This window comes from Campylobacter concisus, assembly GCF_902460715.1.
Classification (GTDB): domain Bacteria; phylum Campylobacterota; class Campylobacteria; order Campylobacterales; family Campylobacteraceae; genus Campylobacter_A; species Campylobacter_A concisus_AK.
The window spans coordinates 328,132-347,651 of sequence record NZ_CABPUX010000002.1; the positions used below are offsets into that span (position 1 = coordinate 328,132).

General features: G+C 33.9%; 17 protein-coding genes. All 17 read left to right on the plus strand.

Features of this window, described 5'->3' with window-relative positions:
• Positions 1 to 229 precede the first annotated feature (229 nt).
• The 17 genes from tssJ to F3G91_RS07610 all read left to right on the plus strand — a co-directional run bounded on the left by tssJ (position 230) and on the right by F3G91_RS07610 (position 19,425).
• On the plus strand, positions 230 to 697 hold the full coding sequence (gene tssJ / locus F3G91_RS07530; RefSeq protein ID WP_149701171.1) for a type VI secretion system lipoprotein TssJ: 468 nt from the start codon (positions 230 to 232) through the stop codon (positions 695 to 697).
• 1 nt (position 698) lies between these two features.
• Positions 699 to 2,093, plus strand: coding sequence for a type VI secretion system baseplate subunit TssK (gene tssK / locus F3G91_RS07535; RefSeq protein WP_149701172.1), 1,395 nt, complete (start codon positions 699 to 701; stop codon positions 2,091 to 2,093).
• Between the two features lie 9 nt (positions 2,094 to 2,102).
• Positions 2,103 to 2,867, plus strand: coding sequence for a type IVB secretion system protein IcmH/DotU (gene icmH, locus F3G91_RS07540; protein WP_021086306.1), 765 nt, complete (start codon positions 2,103 to 2,105; stop codon positions 2,865 to 2,867).
• Positions 2,868 to 4,151, plus strand: a complete 1,284-nt coding sequence (locus F3G91_RS07545) for a type VI secretion system domain-containing protein (RefSeq protein ID WP_149701173.1) — start codon at positions 2,868 to 2,870, stop codon at positions 4,149 to 4,151.
• An 80-nt stretch (positions 4,152 to 4,231) separates the two neighbouring features.
• A complete protein-coding gene (tssB, locus tag F3G91_RS07550; protein WP_012001089.1) occupies positions 4,232 to 4,717 on the plus strand; it encodes a type VI secretion system contractile sheath small subunit in 486 nt (161 codons plus the stop codon).
• A gap of 2 nt (positions 4,718 to 4,719) precedes the next feature.
• Positions 4,720 to 6,168, plus strand: a complete 1,449-nt coding sequence (tssC, locus tag F3G91_RS07555) for a type VI secretion system contractile sheath large subunit (protein ID WP_103650061.1) — start codon at positions 4,720 to 4,722, stop codon at positions 6,166 to 6,168.
• An 8-nt stretch (positions 6,169 to 6,176) separates the two neighbouring features.
• Positions 6,177 to 6,566, plus strand: a complete 390-nt coding sequence (locus F3G91_RS07560; RefSeq protein ID WP_012001091.1) for a hypothetical protein — start codon at positions 6,177 to 6,179, stop codon at positions 6,564 to 6,566.
• Positions 6,566 to 8,284, plus strand: coding sequence for a type VI secretion system baseplate subunit TssF (tssF, locus tag F3G91_RS07565; protein WP_103575933.1), 1,719 nt, complete (start codon positions 6,566 to 6,568; stop codon positions 8,282 to 8,284). The genes F3G91_RS07560 and tssF overlap by 1 nt, the downstream gene beginning before the upstream one ends.
• On the plus strand, positions 8,281 to 9,177 hold the full coding sequence (locus F3G91_RS07570; protein ID WP_103617742.1) for a type VI secretion system baseplate subunit TssG: 897 nt from the start codon (positions 8,281 to 8,283) through the stop codon (positions 9,175 to 9,177). Before tssF ends, F3G91_RS07570 begins: the two co-directional genes overlap by 4 nt.
• Before the next feature lie 77 nt (positions 9,178 to 9,254).
• Positions 9,255 to 12,743, plus strand: a complete 3,489-nt coding sequence (tssM, locus tag F3G91_RS07575; protein ID WP_149701174.1) for a type VI secretion system membrane subunit TssM — start codon at positions 9,255 to 9,257, stop codon at positions 12,741 to 12,743.
• 9 nt (positions 12,744 to 12,752) lie between these two features.
• Positions 12,753 to 13,670: a hypothetical protein gene (locus F3G91_RS07580; protein ID WP_103569546.1), complete on the plus strand. Its 918-nt coding sequence runs from the start codon at positions 12,753 to 12,755 to the stop codon at positions 13,668 to 13,670.
• A 64-nt stretch (positions 13,671 to 13,734) separates the two neighbouring features.
• Positions 13,735 to 14,256, plus strand: a complete 522-nt coding sequence (locus tag F3G91_RS07585) for an Hcp family type VI secretion system effector (RefSeq protein ID WP_012001093.1) — start codon at positions 13,735 to 13,737, stop codon at positions 14,254 to 14,256.
• A 178-nt stretch (positions 14,257 to 14,434) separates the two neighbouring features.
• Positions 14,435 to 14,926 carry a hypothetical protein gene (locus tag F3G91_RS07590; protein WP_223227842.1) on the plus strand — a complete coding sequence of 164 codons (492 nt, stop codon included), beginning with the start codon at positions 14,435 to 14,437 and terminating at the stop codon, positions 14,924 to 14,926.
• Positions 14,923 to 15,471 (plus strand): hypothetical protein, encoded by a 549-nt coding sequence (locus tag F3G91_RS07595; protein WP_223227843.1) that lies wholly within the window; start codon positions 14,923 to 14,925, stop codon positions 15,469 to 15,471. The genes F3G91_RS07590 and F3G91_RS07595 overlap by 4 nt, the downstream gene beginning before the upstream one ends.
• Positions 15,468 to 16,034 (plus strand): hypothetical protein, encoded by a 567-nt coding sequence (locus tag F3G91_RS07600; protein ID WP_103617780.1) that lies wholly within the window; start codon positions 15,468 to 15,470, stop codon positions 16,032 to 16,034. The genes F3G91_RS07595 and F3G91_RS07600 overlap by 4 nt, the downstream gene beginning before the upstream one ends.
• Positions 16,031 to 16,576 (plus strand): hypothetical protein, encoded by a 546-nt coding sequence (locus F3G91_RS07605; RefSeq protein WP_223227844.1) that lies wholly within the window; start codon positions 16,031 to 16,033, stop codon positions 16,574 to 16,576. The genes F3G91_RS07600 and F3G91_RS07605 overlap by 4 nt, the downstream gene beginning before the upstream one ends.
• Entirely contained in the window at positions 16,576 to 19,425 is a 2,850-nt protein-coding gene (locus F3G91_RS07610) for a type VI secretion system Vgr family protein (RefSeq protein WP_188116814.1), read from the plus strand. The genes F3G91_RS07605 and F3G91_RS07610 overlap by 1 nt, the downstream gene beginning before the upstream one ends.
• Positions 19,426 to 19,520 lie beyond the last annotated feature (95 nt).

Sequence of the window (19,520 nt, forward strand, 5' to 3'; positions counted from 1 at the left end):
ATAACCGTATATGTATTATCCATTAAATTTTCTTTACTCATTAAATTTCCTTTGTTTATTATTAATAGTGACCCTACTGTTAAGATAGCTAAAGAGCATAATATAAAGGATTGATTAACGCTCATTAAAGTTTTATTTAAGAATATTGATTTTAAAATAAGTTTCTTCTAAAATAACTTTAGATAGAATTACATAAAAATAATATTATTAACGTGAGGTAAAGGAAACCATGAAGAAAACGTTTAAATTTCTTTGTTCTTTAATTTTTATGCTATTTATCGCAGGATGTGCAAAAGATCTTATCATAAGCAACACTCCAAATTCAAACCTAAACTACCACGGTGACAACGTTCCAGTGACTATCATCGCTTATAAACTAAGAGATGTGGCAAAATTTCAGCAAGCTAACATAGTTGATCTAGCTGAGAAAAATGGTGACATACTTGGTCAAGACAAGATAGACTCGATAAAAACGCAAATTCAGCCAAACACAAACAGATATGCTTTTACAAATGTCGATCCAGACGAAGTTCCATACGTAGGCATTTTGGTGCTTTATGCTGATCAAAGCAAGACAAATATCAAAGCTTACAAATCAACAAAAGAAGCAAAAGAGAAAAATATAGTTTTTGAGATAACTAAAAATGGCATAAATACCATAGACGCTAGCAGCTCTAAGATCCAAGCAAGCAAATAAAATGTCTGATAAACTAAAAGTTGTCTGGTACAACGGAATGAATGTTGATAAGGTTCATTTCGAGCAGCAAGAGAGGTATTTTGAGAGAAATTTAAATCTAAAAACCATCTCGTCTTTATCAAATTTATATGGAGTTTTGGAGCTTGAAATTTCAAGCGAGCTTTTGCTTCAAGGCAAGATAGGGCTAAATAAAATTTCTTGCATCTCACAAGATGGTACGATATTTAACGCCCCAGATCAAGACGACCTACCAGAGCCTCTTGAGATAAGCCCTAGCGAGCTAAATTCTGCTGTCATAGTGCTAAAGCTGCCAGTTAGCTCAGGGCTTGTTGATGTTAGCTTGCAAAACAACCTGCCAAATCTAAAATTTACAGCTAAACAAGCGCTCATTAGCTCAAGAGTGCATGATGAAGCTAGCAACGATATCTTGAACGAGCTAGATGACAAAGACGACTTTGAGCTTTCGTCTGCTTTTACGCAGGATAAAGAAAATTTGATCCTAGCAAGCCAAAGATCGGCTCTAGGAGTGCTTGGCTCAAAGACGCCTTATGAGCTTAGCGTGCCTATTTGCAGGATAAAAAACATTGACCTCAACAAGCAAATAACGCTTGATGAGAAATTTATCCCAACCTGCATCGATATCAGTAAAAATTCTTTCATCACTAGCTTTATAGATGAGTTTAGCTTTGCTACAAAGCAGCACCAAGAGAGCTATACTGGGCTTTTAGGTGGCATAGATCAGGCGAAAAATAGGCTTGATATTTCAACATATTTGACGCTAAATATGCTGAAAAAATGGCACTTGATATTCTCATATCTTTTCAAAAGAGACAAAATTCATCCAGAGTATCTATATGAAAAGCTAGTTGATTTTCAAGCTGATCTGCTAGCCCTAAGTCACGATGATAGTTTTAGCGAATTTATAGCTTATGATCACAACAACTTAAGTCAAACTTTTGTACCGTTAATAAACAATCTTAGGCTTTTATTCTCGCATATCTTGTCGCCAAAATACGTCATGGCACAGATCGTCAAAAACAATCACGGCTTTTTTGACTGCGTCTTTGATAACCCAAGCATCATAGAAAACTCAGAAATTTACTTTGCTATCCATAGCGATACAAAAAATGAGTACCTGCTTAAAAATTTCAAAGAGCAGTGCAAAATCCACACCCAATCAAACATCAAAAGTATCGTCTCATCGCAGCTTCGCGGCATAAACGTAGAGCAAATTTCAGCTATACCTAGCACATTGCCAAAGCTAAATGACTATATCTACTACAAGATCGATAAAAAAGATGAAATTTTCAAAAGCTTCGCAAATCAAAGCGTTATTAGCGTCTATATAACAGCAAATTTATCAAACGCTGACATTAAGATGTGGGCTTTATTATAAGGACAAAAAATGAGCGAAAATCAAAATGACATTTCAGTTTTAAGCCAGACAAAGCTTCTAGGACTTGGCGCAAATCCTGCCCTAGATCACGTGCTACCACTGCTTCTTTTGGCAAACAGAGTATCAAAACTACAAAATTTTTCACAAAGTGAGATGCAAAATTTACGTGAAAAGCTGATAAATGATATATTAAGCACCACTTCAAAGATCTCAAATTTGGGCATTTATGAAGAGGATGACATCATTAGGCTTAGATATTGCCTTTGCGTTTTCATCGATGAGAGCTTGCTTAAAAATGAAATTTTTATGAACAGTTTTTGGGCGAACAACACCTTAACAACAAGATTTTTCAACGAAAATTTAGGTGGCAACAAATTCTTTGGCATCATGGATAAATGGTTTGAAAACGTTGGCAAAAACAAGGACTTTTTAGAGTTTATCTACGCTTGTTTGGTGCTTGGCTACAAGGGCAAGTACGAAGCGCAGGAAGATTGCAACGAGAAAATTTCATACCTTTGTGAAAATATAGCCTCAGCCGTTTCACCACTTATCAAAGCTGATGAAAATGTATTTGAAAAGAGCTATTTAAAAACTAAAAAGAGAAGCTTTTTTGAGATATTTTCACTAAGACATTTGAAATTTTATTTTATCCTTATAGCGCTTGCAGCTATCGCGGCTGCGTTTTTATATAGCACCTACTCGATGGATCAAAACAACGTTAAAAACGACAGCGTTCTAAACAATAAAATAGAAAATTTTATGGACAAAAAGTAAGTGCAAGATAAGTTTTTCAACAAATTTAGCGAAAACTTTTCAGAAAACGAACTCTACATCAGCCTTATAGACGAGATGTCAAAGTATAAGACTTTGACTCACGATACGATAAAATGGGACTTTGTTTTTAGCTCGTCTTTAAAGGCATTAAGCGAATTTAGCCTCGATGTAAAGCTTTTAAATTTCTTAGCGATCTCTGCTATAAATTTAAACGACAAAGATGCTTTTAAAAGTTTAATCAGTGCTTTTTCATTTTTTCTAACTACCCTAAAACAAGAGCCAAGTTTATTAGCCAAAAATGAAAAGCAAGTGCCTGCTAAAAAAAAGATATTTGCCCAAACGATAGAGCTTTTTACGCAAGCCCATAGGGAGGGCTTAAATTTAGACGAAGCGGATGCAAGAGCTTTTAATGAGCTTGTACCTGAGCTCTCACGTGAGCTTAGCACGCACTTTGACACGCTTTATATAGAAGAAAAAAGTGAGCAAACTCAAAAAGTAGAGGAGCCAAAGCAGCAACCGCAAAAGACTGAGCCAAGCTACTCACAAAGTGTCTCTTTTGGCAGTAGCGATATTAGTACATTTAGTGATAGAGAGTTTAGAGAGTATTTTGTAAATTTATCAATTTCGCTTTTAAAAAATGATATAAAAAATTTGACCGCCTACTCGCTTATTTTTGAGGCGATGTGGGGCAGGATCAAGGCTTTGCCAGTTAGCAGCGAGCAAGTGACGCAGATACGCTATCCTGATGAAAATTTGATCTTACTTTTTAAAAATATGAAAGAAGCAAACCTTGGTAATTTAGAGAAATTTATAAGAAATTTAGCTCTTAATCCATTTTGGATAGATGGTGTTAGGATATTTTGTGAGTTTTTAAGATCATCTGGACTAAGCGAGCAAAGCGAGCTAGTTTCTAGTATGACTTTAAATTTCATAGAAAAATTTTCAGATATGAAAAAGCTTAAATTTCAAAGCGAAGAGGCATTTTTCAGTGAAGAGAGTGCTAAATTTTTTAGTAAAAAAGAGAGTGCAAATTTTATCTCTAGTGACGAAATGAAAAAAGATATGAGCTTTGAAGAGCTGATAAAAGCCCTTGATAGAAGCAAATATACAACAAATTCGCAAAGTGAGCTTAGCTTTTTATTAGAGCTTTCTAAAATTTTTACAAGCCAAGGCATGGACAACAATGCAAAAGTTGTATATTCGCAAATAGTTAAATTTATAGAAAACACTGAGCTTAAGGATTATTTGTCAGATATTTATATAAAAGCAAAAACATTTTTGTGATAAAATATGTTTTTTTAAAACTTCTTTAATTTTATTTAATTATAATTCTTAAATCATTTACTCAAAAAAAGGATGTTATTATGGCAGAGAATTCAATCCCACCAAAAGAACGTATAAACATTGTTTATAGAACCAAAACAAACAACCAAGAAGCAGATGTCGAGCTTCCATTAAAGCTGATGGTAGTTTCAAATTTAACCGGTGAAAACCAAACTCCACTTGAAGATCGCGAAGTTGTCTCTATAAATAAGATAAATTTCGATCAAGTTATGAAAAGTTTAGACATTCATACTGAATTTTCAGTGAAAAATAGACTAAATTCTGGTAGCGAAGATCTAAATATCGATCTTAATTTCGAAAGCATTCAAGACTTCAATCCAGACAATATCATCAATCAAGTCCCTGAGCTAAAAAAGCTATTGCAGCTTAGAAAAGCTTTAGTTGCGTTAAAAGGACCTATGGGCAATATGCCTGATTTTAGAAAAGCAGTTTTAGAGGCTATTAAGGATGAAGATAGTAGAAAACAGCTTCTTTTAGAGCTTAAAGACGAAAAAGATAAGGAATAAAGATGTCTGAAACTAAAGTAAAAACTCCTATCATTGAAAGCATAATGCAAAGGAGCAAATATACAAAAGAGGATGAAAGTTATAGCGTAGTAAAGCAAGGAGTTGCTGAGTTTATCTCAAATATCATCACAACAAACAACGCTGAAGAGAAGATAAATAAGCTTGCACTTGATGAGATGATAGCTCATATAGACACGCTTTTATCAGCTCAGATGGATGAAATTTTACACAATAAATCTTTTCAAGAGCTAGAATCTACTTGGCGTGGCATTAGATTTTTAGTTGAGAGAACAAATTTCAACGAAAACGTAAAGATCGATCTTTTAGATGCAACAAAAGAAGAAATTTTAGACGACTTTGAAAACAACCTAGATATAACTCAAAGCACACTTTATAAGCAAATTTACTCAGCTGAGTATGGCCAATTTGGTGGTGAGCCAGTTGGCGCGATAGTTGCTGATTATGAGCTAGATAAGTCAAATCAAGACATGACTTTCTTAAACAAAATGTCATCAATCGCAGCGATGAGCCACTCTCCGCTTCTAACTTCGCTATCTTCTAAATTCTTCGGACTTGATAACTTTGGCGAGCTTGAAAACATAAAAGATCTAAAGAGCCTACTTGAAGGTCCTCAATACACAAGATGGAGAACTTTTAGAGAGAACGAAGATGCAAAATATACAGGTTGTATGGTAAATAGATTTCTTACCAGATCTCCATATATCCCAGAAGATAACCCTATAAAAAGCTTTAACTACCGCGAAAGCGTTGATAAGCACGATGATATGCTTTGGGGCAACGGCGCTTATGCGTTTGCTACAAGACTTACAGAGAGTTTTGCGGACTATAGATGGTGCGGAAACATCATCGGACCAAAAGGTGGTGGCGCTGTAAAAGACCTACCAACTTACACTTATGAAAACTACGGAAGCGTTCAGACAAAAATTCCAACCGAAGTCTTGATCACAGATAGAAGAGAATTTGAGCTTGCAGAAAATGGCTTTATCACGCTTACGCTAAGACGTGATAGCAACAACGCAGCATTTTTCTCTGCAAACTCAGTGCTAAAACCTAAAGTTTTCCCAAATACTCCAGAAGGTAAAGCTGCCGAGACAAATTTTAGACTTGGCACACAGCTTCCATATGTATTTTTGATCTCTCGTTTGGCTCACTATCTAAAAGTACTTCAAAGAGAAGAGATCGGTACTTGGAAAGAGCGCAGTGACGTTGAACGTGGCTTAAATGAGTGGCTAAGACAGTACATCTCAGACCAGGAAAATCCACCAGCTGATGTAAGAAGCAGAAGACCATTTAGAAGCGCAAAAGTCATCGTTAGCGATATAGCTGGCGAGCCAGGCTGGTACAAGATAGAGCTTCTAGCTAGACCTCACTTTAAATTTATGGGGGCAAATTTCGAGCTTTCTTTGGTTGGTAAGCTGGATAAAGAGTAAATTTAAGCATGTCGCTGATAGATAAAATTTTATATGAATTTAGTGATGAGTCAAAATTTCGTCCCTACTTCAAAGACCTAGACAGCGACATCAAAGATCATATCGATACTATCTTAAATTCAAGGCTTGGAAACTACGGCCGTTTAAATGATAGTATCATCGATCTTTGGTCGGTTGGGGTCGAGATAAACGAGCTTGGCCATAGACTTGGTATGGCGATATATGAGCTAATCACCTCAAACGAAAATAGAATAGAGATAACTTCTATCGGCTATGATGACTCGCTAAAGCCTTGGCGTATCATCTTTAACATAAACTATAAGCATAAAAACGACAATTTCAAAGAGTATTTGCTAAAGGTTATTTTTAAGAACAATAGATATTGTGAGATTTTATAATGGATTATAATGAAAATAATTTAGCTTATTTTCAAAAAGAGATGGCGTATCTTGATGAAACAAGAGCACTTTTTATAAAGAATTTCCCTAAAGTTGCACCATTTTTAGATACTAAGAGCAAAGATCCTGATGTTGAGAGTATCATAGAAAATATGGCTATTTTGACATCAAGGATTAGACAAGAGCTAGATGAAAATATCCCCTTAATAGCTGAGTCTTTGATAAATATCTTAATGCCAAGCTACACAAATCCTTTTCCCTCAGTTTGCATGCAAGAATTTGCTCTAAGAGATGACTTTTCAGAAAAAAAAGAATTTATACCAAAGGGCAGCATCATAGAGTCAAAACCAATAAACGGCGTGGCTTGTAAATTTCAGACGATATATGACGTAAATTTGCTTCCTTTAAAGATATCAAAAGCTTTCATGTCAAACAACAAAAGTGACTATCTTTTAAATTTAAACATATCTATCACCAAAGATGAACTTAGTACCAAAGAGCTTGATATAGACTTTTTAAATTTATATCTTGGCGATAACATATACTTCTCTTCAACTCTTTTGATGTGGCTAAAAAACTACTTAAAATTTATAGTCATAAGCTTTGAGGATAGCGATGAGGAGATAAAACTTGGAGCTGATAAGCTTAGCTTGGATGAATTTGATGAAGCTTTGATAAAGAGCGATGAGTTTGGTTTTGAGGCATTTGAGCTTATAAAAGAGCTTTCATATTTTTCATCTAAACTAAATTTCATCCGTATAAATGGACTTGGTTTTTTAAAAAGATTTGACACAAAAAGCTTTAACATCAAATTTGTCTTTTCAAAAGATATGCCAAATGGCTATGTGCCAAGGCTAGAGTATTTTTCTCTCTTTGCCACGCCAGCGATAAATTTGTTTGCAAAAGGCGCTGAGCCTATACAAAATAACAACAAACGCAGCGAGTATAGAATTTTCATAGACCGCTCAAACATAAATGCTTACGAGATAGTATCTATCACAAAGGTCGTCGCTCACAGCAGCAATAATGAAAAAAGGATACTTAAAAACTACAAAAGCTTTGAGAGGTTTGAGTTTTTAAATAGCCAAAGATCAAAGGATTATTACTTTGTAAGCAACAAAATAGATATGAAGCTAAACTCTTACAAAGAAATTTCATTTTTTAAAAATGACACCAAAGAGCAGACCGTGAGCATCGAGACGCTTTGCTGCAACGGCGATCTACCAACAAATCTAAAACTTGGCGAGATAAACAAAATCCAAAATCACCAAGGTGTAGTAACTAAAAATTTAACTATCCCAACTAGCGTAAAACGTGTAAATGTAGATGGAAATTTACTCTGGAGGCTAGTTAGTATCTTGTCATTTAGCTATCAAAGCATACTAAACAAAGGCTCTTTTCTAGCACTGCTTAATGCCTTTATGCTACCTGATGATGAGTTTTTGAAGAAATTTTCTAGCTCACTTCATGAGATAAAGACAAAACAGATACATAGGGTCGATGGCGGCTTTGCAAAAAGAGGAGTGCTTTGTATATTTTATATAGATGAGAGCGAGTTTGAAAGCCTTGGAAATGTCTATGTTTTAGGTATAAATTTGGCTAAGTTTTTATCAAAATTTGCTTCTATCAACTCATTTTGCGAGCTTAAGATAAAGTGCGTAAAGAGTAAAATTTTATTTGATTATGGGTTTTTAAGCGGCACGAAAGAGCTAGTATGAGCGAAGAGATAAGCCAAGCTTCTTTTTTTAAACTGATAAAGAATATCCTAAAAAATAGGGATAGGAGCGAGATATTTTTAAAAAATAGCTCGAGTTTTGCCTATCCGATCAAAGAGCTTGAGAGCTTAGATGAGCAGGAGCTTACAAAGATAATTGTAAATTTTATGGGTCTTTTAGGAAGCGGCTCGCACCTAACAAGCTACATTTTAGAGAAAATTTCAAAGACTAATGACAATAGCTATGAGCTATTTTTTGATTTTTTTGACAACTACTTGCTTTGGCTATTCTTTGACAGCATTAGCCTGAAAAACTACGCAAGATCCTTTGAAGATGAGCTTGATGATAAAATTTCAAAGATCTTACTTGATATGCTTAACATAAAAGAAAAGCAGCTGGCAAAGAAATTTCTGCCATTTTCGCCACTTGCAGTTAGCCAAAGAAGGCCAAAAAAAGAGGTTGAATTTGCGCTTCAGAGCCATTTTGGGCTAAAAGACAAGCTTTTTATACTTGAAAATTTACCAAATCAAATTTTCATAGCTCCATCAAATTTAAACTCTTTAGGCCATAAAAATAGGACACTTGGTAAAAATTTCATCCTTGGCAAAAAGCTTTTTGAAAAACAAACTAAGATCGCAGTCTTTATAAACGGCATAGAGTACGAAGAGGCTGTGAATTTCTTCCCCAAAAAAGATAAATTTAAAGAGCTTCAAGAGACTCTTTCTTATTTTACTAATGATGAATTTGTTTCTGATTTATATTTGAAGATAAATTACTCTCACAAGATGCAGTTTAAGCTCGGGTCAAAATATACAAGTAGTCAAATCGGCTTTGGTTCAAGGCTTAAGAATGATAAAAAAATGTCAAATTTTATAAAATTTAGACTTTGTTCATAAAATTTAACTACAAAATCAAAAAAATCTGATATAATTACATAAAAGAAATATATTTATTTGTAAAAGGATTTGCAGCTATGGCATTTATCGACTACTTACGCAGATTTTTCACATTTTTTAGGTTTAAACACAGTGTTGTTTTAGTAACTTCTATCGCTCTTAGTGTTTTGTTTTGGCTCTATGCCCCGCTTGTAGCATTTAACGATATATACAGCTTTGCTAGTGTCAGCTCACGAGTTAGCGTGCTGGTTGCTTTTTGGGCAGTTATATTGTTTTTTGTCTTGCTTAGACCGCTGATGAACTATTTTGCATCACGCAAAGATGATAAAAACGACAAACTAAAAGAGATCAAAAAAGAGTCATTGGATAGTTTTGGCAAGGCAAAGAGAAATTTCTTACTTTCGCTAAAAGACGCCAAAACGACTTGGAAGAAAGATATAAATTTCAAAAAATTGCCATTAATAATGATAATAGGCAACGAGGGCGCTGGCAAAAGTGCTTTTATAAACTATTCAAATATCGAATTTCCTCTATCTGATAGCCTAGATACTTATAAAAAGATACACCAAAGTACGACAAATTTTAACCTTTATGTATCAAAATTTGGAGCACTATTAGATACTGAGGGCATTCATTTTGCGCAAGAGAGCCTCTATCAGCCAACTGCAACAGAGGAGCTTCCTGAAGATGATGTAGAGAAAAACAGAGACTATCTACTTAAAAAAGGCGTTTGGAACGAGTTTTTACACTTTTTAAAGAGAAATGACTTTAACTCAAGGCTAAGCGGCGCCGTGCTTATCATCGATACTAAAAAATTCCTAGAAGGCACTCAAGAGTATTTTGACGAGCTTATAAGATATATGGTAAAGAGGATAAATGACTGCGAGAAGCACCTTGGTATTAAATTTCCTATTTACGTAGTCTTTAGCAAGCTTGATCTTATAGATGGTATGGGTGATTATTTCAAATTATTTAATGAAGACGTGGCAAATAAAGCTCTTGGTATAAATTTAGACTCAAATTTCACCGCCCAAACACTTGAGACGGAGCTTAAGGGCTTAAGCGACTCACTATTTAAACACCTAATGAGCAAAAACTCGATCTCGCACATGCTAGAAGATAAAAAACGCTCATATTTGTTCTTAAAACAGCTTGAAAATTTCTTCGTGCTGGTAAAAGACTTTGTTACAAAGCTAAGCTCTCAAAATGCTCTTAAAAACACATCTGTTATAAACGGAGTTTATTTTGTAAGTGCATATCAAGAAAATATCCCTATAAACTACCTTACAAATACAATTTGTGATAAATATAGCATCAAAAAACCACTTCTTAGAGCGGTAAATAATTACAGCAAACAAAGCTACTTTGTAAAATCATTTTTAAAAGAGATCGCTTTTAAAGCAAATGTAACTAAATTTGGCGCTCAAAATAGATTTATTAAATTTATAAATTTCGCCCTAGTGGCTGCACTTTGTGTGGGAGTTTATTTTGGCTCTAGTTATATTTTAAATATCAAAAATACAAAAGAGCAAATTGCGGCTAACAACGTAGATAAAATTTCTAACTATCTTGATAACAAAAAGTATAAAGACCTTACCGCTACACAAAAGATCAAGCTTTTAAATCTGCTAAAACAAAGTCTAAACGACTATCCAAGGATCTTTAGCGGTGATACTAAATTTGAGTACATCACCCTTGATACCTCTTATAAGGGTTTTGCACCTGTTAAAGCGCTTTATTATGACCTTAGCGCTGACTTTTTCAAAAATACAGTTTTAACTGAGATGGAAAATATCCTAAAAACAGAGAGCGACCCAGATAAGCTTATAAAAGCCTTTTATATGTATGATTCACTTTTTGATAAAAACTATACAAACGTAGATCTATTTAAAATTTGGATAGCTGCAAACTGGGATAAATTTGAAAAATATGGCGTTGCTAAGGACGAGTTTTTAGCACACATCGAAGCTATTTTAAATGCTAAAAATTTAAGCATTTCAGCAGATCAGAGCGCCCAAAGTGCTGCAAATACTAAACTAACACCTGTTCAAAGAGCAAAAAGGCTCTACTCGATACTTGAGTTTATCTCATTTAAAGATGAAAAATCATTCTACGATATCAAAAAAGAGGTTGAAAATTTAAACCAAGTAGTTCAAGAAAAAGAGGCGTTTAATCCATTTAATAAAATTTATACAAAAGAAAATTTAAGAGACTTCTTGGCAAAACTTAGCTCAAACATCGATGAGACTGCAGGCATAGAGTCATGGCTGATGGATACCAACTCATCTTTAAAAGATATCAGCTCAAATGAGAAAAAAGAGCTAAGTATCGCAGTTGTAGAGCTTTACTTGCAAAACTATGCTGATAAATGGAACCAAATTTTAAGAGCGATCGAGCCAAATGAATTTGCTACTAAAAAAGAGGTCATAGATGAACTTGAAATTTTGTCAAAAAGAGAAAACCCACTAAATTCTCTTATAAAATTAACTAATCAAAATACAAATTTAAATGATGAAAATTTGCTAAAATACATCTACTCTCTAGGGTTTGCTTCAAGCGAGATAAAACGTGTATTTACAGACTTTAGCACTAAATTTACAAACTATCATGCGCTAAATTCTGACGGATCGCTAGATCTTATCAGCAATGACGTCACAAATGTATATAAAAAAGTTAGCGACTATAACTTTGAGATGCTTCAAAGCAGTGACGATAAGATCGTTTATGCGATAAATGGCATAAAAAATGAGAATGATCCATTTATCGTGCTAAACAATGACGCTAAAAAGCTTCCAGATGAGCTAAATGAGTACTATCAAAAGCTATCAAAGCTTGCTTGGAAACAGGTAGAAAACGGAGCTTCATCGCTTTTAGCAACAGCTTATAAAGATGATGTTCTTGATGACTTTGAAAGTCTTATAAAACCTTATTATCCATTTAATGAAAACTCAGCAAAAGCTGTTAGTATCGAAGAATTTAAGAGATTTTTTGGCAAAGATGGAACTTGGAATAGCTTTTATGATAAATATCTAAAACAAATTTTAAGCAAAACTGGCAGTGGCTACAAAGTAAGACCAAAATATGCAAAAGAGCTAAGATTTAATAAAAGTTTCCTTGAAAATATCGCTTATATCGATAGAATTTCAAATTTGATGCTTGACTCAAATGATGAGCTAAAACTAAACTATAACTTAAAAGCAGTTGATCTATCGGCAAATTTCAGCCACATAAATATAGGCTACGGAAATAACTCTTTGGCGTATGATCATACTATCCCATCAAATTTACTTGTCTCAAGTAAAAGCTTTGATATCTCAACACAGTTTAAATTTAATGCAGTTTCAAATGCAGGTAGCGACAAAAAAGAGATCAGCTTTGATGGTGAGTGGGGCTGGTACAAGCTCTTAAAGGCTTCAAATTTCAGTAGCATTGGCGTTAGCACGCTTAACTTTGATGGTAAAAAAGAGTCATATTTTGGCTTTGAAGTTACTCCAAATGGTGGAGAGCTTTTGGAGCTTATGAATATCATACCAACTATTGATTTACCAAGAAAGATGCTTTATTAAGGAAAAGATATGCAAGAGATAGCAGCGGTTATACAAAATTTCGATAAAGCTTCGAGCTTTTTGGCGCAGTATGTCATTTTTGATGAAAACGGCGGAGACATAGGCTCGCTAGATACGGTTAAATTTCCGTGCAGCGATACAAGTGGCTCTATAGCTTCAAAGCACGCTCATATAGGCTTTGAAGAGGGTGTTTTTACCATTTGCGGATACGAAGGATGCGAGATATTTTATAGCGATTCTTATTCGAAGTTGCCTGATGATTATGAAAGCGTGATAAATCCAGGAGATATTTTTAGGATAGGCGAGCTTAAATTTATATTTATAGATCCTTCTAGGATAGACGAATATGTCGGTAAAGCTCACAAGATCATAGAAAATACCAAAAACTTTGATGAGCTTGATAATAAAGAATTTGAGCCAGTTGGAAAAATCTCAAATGTTGATTTTAAAGAAGAGCCAAAGATAAATTCTCTCATAGATGAAGAAAAAGATATCACTTTAAATGAGAATGTTAATGATGTGCCTTTAAATTTAAATGAGAGCGCTCAAAATTTCGATGAAGAAGATATAAATAGTCAAAGGATGCTAACAGCAAAGAGTATGGATGAGCTTTTGATGAATTTGGTTGAGAGCATAAAAGTGCAGCCAAACATGAGCCCTATAAGCGAGCAGAGCAGGACGTTAAATACAAAAGATATGGAAACTATTATAAAAACGCTGCCTCTAAGCGACAACACGACGCTTGTTAATGCTGTTTTGCTTAAGCTTATATGCAAAGAGCTATATAGTCAAATGTACGATATAGTCGAGAATAATTCATTTTTCAAGTATCTCTCTGGTGCTGTAACAAAAAGCACCAGAGAAGATAAAGAGGCGTTTAATTATTTATTGCATAAAGCACTTGAAAGCTATATGTTAAAAAAGTAATGTTTTTAATAAAATAGAAAGTTAATAAAAGTTAAAATAACCAAATTTTTTAATAGGAGTAAATATGTCACAACCAGTGTATATTAAGGTGAAAGGTTCTACTCAAGGACTTATCTCAAGTGGTGCTTCAACAGAAGCTAGTATCGGTAATCGCTATCAATCAGGTCACGAAGATGAGATCATGGCACAAGAGGTTTCTCACATTGTAACTGTTCCAGTAGATCCACAAAGTGGCCAACCATCAGGACAAAGAGTACATAAGCCATTTAGCTTTACAACATCTTTAAACAAAGCTGTTCCACTTCTTTACAACGCATTAACTCAAGGTGAGAGACTTCCAGAGGTTGAGATCCACTGGTATAGAACATCAACTAGCGGTGGCGCTGAGCACTTCTTTACTACAAAACTAGAAGATGCAACTATAACAGATATCACTCTAGTAAGCCCAAATGCTCAAGATAAGCTAAATAGCGACAAAACTGAGCTTTTTAAAGTTTCAATGAACTATAGAAAGATAGTTTGGGAGCACGTAGCTGCAGGTACAAGCGGAAGCGATGACTGGAGAGAAGCTACTAAAAAAGCTTAAAAAATAACCTAGGGATCCTCCCTAGGGATATCAATCTTCTCGTTGGAAGGACACAAATGAGCCCTTTTTATCATTATCTTTTAAAACACCATGATATGTGAAATGCGATATGAAACACTTAGCTATGATCATATTTCTCATAACATCTTTATATTCACACGAAGCAAACTGTACGGATATGTTTGGACTCATTTATAATAAAAATTTAAGCGATATTGAAACGGCTAAGTATATAAAATACTACATAGATGATCTTGGATGCGATGCTAATATGACTATTGAAATTCCAGATCTTTCAATAAGACCAAATTTATTAGAGTATGCTTATGATACAAATAAAACAAAAACTTTTGATACTCTTTTGGCAAAAGGTACAGCCGCTAATGCAAGCTTAGCAACGTCTATAGGTATGAGCTTTGCATTTTTCTTTAGAGAAAATGGTGTCGGTATAGACAACAAAAAAGTAAGCCCTGAGCTACTAGAATTTATAAAAACTCAAAAATATAAAGAATTTAAAGAAGAGAAATTTAAGCTAATCAAAAAGCTTTTAGAACATGGTCAAGATCCGAAAGATTATAAAGTTTTAAAGATTATTCTGAAAATTATAAATGATGAAAAAGATTTAGAGAATTTATTAAATGATAGATCTAAAAGGGAATTAGCACAATGAGGCAATTAGCAATAATCATATTTCTCATAACATCTTTATATTCACATGAAGCAAATTGTTTAAATATGTTTGCTGTGATATTTGATAAAAATACAACCGATGAAAATACTGCTAAATGTATAGAATATTACATAGATGAGCTTGGGTGTGATGCTAATATAGTCCCAAGTTTCGCTAATGATGGCTCCAATTTACTAGATGTTGCTTATGAAAATAATAAGACTAAAACGTTTGACTTACTTTTGAATAAAGATATTACGCCAGATAAATGGCTAACTGCAATTATAGCAACAGAATTCCTAGTCTTTTTTAGAGAAAATAGCGATGGCATAAAAGACAAAAAAGCAAGCCCTGAGCTATTAGAATTTATAAAAACACCGAAATATAAAGAATTTAAAGAAGAGAAATTTAAATTAATCAAAAAACTATTAGATCATGGGCAAGATCCTTATTATTATGGTTATTTGAGAGTTATATTAAAGATAGTAGGAGATGAAAAAGATTTAGATAGGTTGCTAGAGCAATATAAAAAGGATAATAAATGAGCATATTGATTTCATTTATTATTAATATAGCAATCATCAATTTACATTATCTTGGATGCGTAAATTCATTAAACATTGTAGCAAACAAAGATATAAGCGATGAAAAAACAGCAATGTATATGAAAACATATATAGAAGATTTTAAATGTAGCCCAGATATCGGTGTAAAATCAACAAAACTGACATCCACTTGGATTGATTTATTGTATCTTTCTTATGTAGTTGATAAGCCAAAAACTTTTGATTATATTTTGTCTAAAAAACCTACTATAACAAGAGAATTAATCGGTGAAATAATTTCAGATTATATAATTTATTTGGCAAAAAATGGCATTTCAGTGTCTAAGAAAACACCGAATACTTTAAAGTCTTTAGAATTTCTAGAAACAGAGCAATATAAAAGATATAAAGAAGAAAAAATGACTTTAATCAAAAAAATATTAGATAATGGAGCTAAATTGGATCTATTTAAATATTTGCTTGAGACATTAGAATATATAAATGATGAAAAAGATTTAGAGAATTTATTAAATAATGGGAATAAAAAGGAACTAGCACAATGAGACAATTAGCAATAATCATATTTCTCATAACATCTTTATATTCACACGAAGCAAATTGCACGGATATGTTTGGACTTATTTATAATAAAAATTTAAGTGATGTTGAAACGGCTAAGTATATAAAATACTACATAGATGATCTCGGATGTGATGCTAATGCTGGTATAAATTTACCAAATTTAACGATGAAAGCTAGCTTGTTAGAATTTGCTTATAGTGCAAATAAACCAAAAAGCATTGACAAACTTTTAGAAAAAGGTGCGGTACCTAATGCGTGGTTAGCTGGCTCAATAGGATTAGACTTTTTGCTTTTTTTTGAAGAAAATGGCGTTAAGCTAGAAGGGCAGTCGCCAAGTCCTGAGCTACTAGAATTTATAAAAACTCAAAAATATAAAGAATTTAAAGAAGAGAAATTTAAGCTAATAAAAAAACTCCTAGAACATGGACAAGATCCAAAAGGCTATATCCTTTTACAGAAAGTATTAATGCTTGTAAATGATGAAAAAGATTTATTAGAATTGTTAAAAAGAGAGAATAAATAATGGATTTATTTAATATAAGCAAGAAGAAACTAGATATAAAAGATAAAATTTCTAATCCAATAGAAATTGACGATGAAACTACAGCAAATAAAGCTAAAAAAGTTATGGATGATTTCAATAGTTTTTATCCTAAACCACCAATAGTAGGAAAAATTTTTGATGTTGTAACAGAAGTGGCTAAAACAGGAGTTGATAATGATGAAGAAAGAAAATTTAGAATTTACAAGGAAATTAAAGATAAAGGAATATTAGAGGAAACAAAATCGGTATATAAAATTACCGATGCTGATATTAAAGAATTTGAAAAAAGATTACAAGAAGAAGAAAACGAAAAAAGATTGAAAGAGCAACAAATGGACAAAAACATAACATCACCAACATCATCACTAACTAAGCCAGTCATGCTAGCATCTGGCAACTCGGTGGCGACAGACGGCTTTGTAGACTACGGCATATCTAACGATGCCTTCTCTACTCTTCAGATAGCAAACGATAAATTTATAGTCACAAGGGCTGATATAAATGAGAGTTTAGAAGATATATTTAGCATAGAGTGCTTTGCCTATATAAATTTAGTCAAAAACCCGCTTTATGAAAATTTAGAGAGCATATATAATGATAACGCTCAAACTGGTATATATAGGTACCTTGATAAAGGCATGAAGCTAAGCATAAAGAGACCATCTTCTACAAACAAAAGTATCATCCCAAGCAATAATGGCAGCGACTATATCTACTTTAGCGGCATAGTAAGCGATGTCGAGTATCTAGGCGTTGATGACGATAGCAGTACAAATATAGACAAAAAATATTTCTTCAAATTTAAACTCACATCTTCGCTATATAGACTAAGTATAAATAGAGCAAATAGAATTTACACAGACCAAAGCGTGCTTGAAGTAGTAAAAGAAATTTTGTCTTTTAACAAGCAAAGGCTAACCAAAGAGCTAGACTTCTCAAATATCAAAAATAGCTACAATAAAAAAGAATTTATAGCGCAGTACAACGAAAGTGACCTAGCCTTTATAACAAGACTTTGCCATGATAGTGGTATATATTTTTATGAAGATAATGAGAAAATTTACTTTCATGATACCTTTATCCTAGCTTATAGCAACCAAGCTAAAGGTCTAACGCAAAGCGAACCGAGCAAAGGTAAAGAGGCTAAAAAAGTAAGCTTTAATGTAAATTTAAATAACAATCTCGCAAGCGAACACATAAATAAAATCACAAAGAGCGAAACTCTAAAAGCAAACAGCTTCACCCACTCATTTCAAAACACAGCCTATCCAAACGTGCTAGAGAGCAAAAATGAGAAGATATTTGACGAGCAGGTAAATATCTATGATAAGCATATAAATTTAGATGAGTATTCATTTAGTGATACGAGGTTGCTTGAGGTCAGCACCTATCTTAAAAAGCTAAGAAGCGATATGCTTTTGAAAGAATTTGTCGCTAGTTCAAATGTCTTTGCTCTAAATTTAAACGACAATATCTCAGTCGCCATAGATCAAAGTAGCGGCGAGTATGAGTTTAAAATAATAGCTATAAAACACACTTATATAGACGAAAGTGTCTTAGAAAATACTCTAAATTTAGGTGACAATGTCCCTTTAAAAGATAAGAAATTTATAAGCTCATATACAAATGAACTAAGCATCATCCCAAGCAGCGTGAAATTTGTGCCAAGCTATAAACAAAAGCCAAAAGCGCCTGACATCACTCTAGGCCTTGTCGTAGGACAAGATGGGCTAAATAGCCAAACAAACACCATCCATACGGATAGTTACGGCAGAGTAAAGGTAAGACTAAACGCCTTTAGCACGCAAGAGCAGATAGATAAAGACGACACCATAAACGCAAGCTATCATAAAAGTGCCTATCTAAGAGTGATCACACCTATCGCAAGCAACAGCTCTGGCTTCTTTGCGATACCTAGGGTCGGCGATGAGGTGATCATCTCATTTTTGCAAAACGACATAGATAACCCAGTGGTAAGCGGTAGCCTCTATAATGCCTCAAATATGCCACTAGTAAATGTAGATAATAACTACCACCAAACATCGCTTAGCTCAAAAACGATCGGTGCAAACGAGACTGGCATAAACGAGATCACTTTGTCAAACTTAAAAAACAAAGAGCAAATTTATGTAAAAGCCGAGAAAGACTACGACGAGTTAGTAAATAACGATTTTTCTCAAACGATACTAAACGACAAAAGCTCTCAAGTGCATGGTAGCTACACTGAAAGGGTCAAAAAAGCACACATCCAAACGATAGATCTTGCTAAAAACGTAAATGTCGGTGGTGAATATCTAACGACAGTTGGTCTTTCAAAAGATACGGTAGTAGGCGTCTCAAATACACTAAATGTAGCTGTTGATGATACAACTAGAGTTGGTCAAGATAGACACGAGTTTGTCGGCAATGATAAATTTGTCGAGATAAAATCAAACCTCAACACAACCATACACAACGATGAGACTAAAGAGATAAAAGGCACCAAAGAGCAAAACATAGATGGTAGCTACAAGCTAAATTCTCAAAAGGGCATAAATGAGTTTAGTAACGAGCATATCGTGCTTCAGGCAAACAACTACATCGACATAAATGCTAAGTCGAATTTCACAACAAAAACAGCCGCGCAGCACACCGAGATGGCAGACTCAAAGTATAGCGAGATCGAGACGACATACGAGGTTAATGCTAAAAATGAGATCATCCACCAAGTAGGCAGCACCAAAGTAACCATAAATGGCGCAAGTGTTGTGATAGAAGTTGGCGGCATAAAAGCGATATTTGACAGCATGGGACTAAGAGTTATCGGCGGAGATATCAAGGCACTGTAAAATACATAAAACCCGTCAGTAATCGGCGGGTTTTTACAAATTTATTAAAAACGATTTAGCTTTTACATAGAGCTTATATAAAAACTATCAAAATT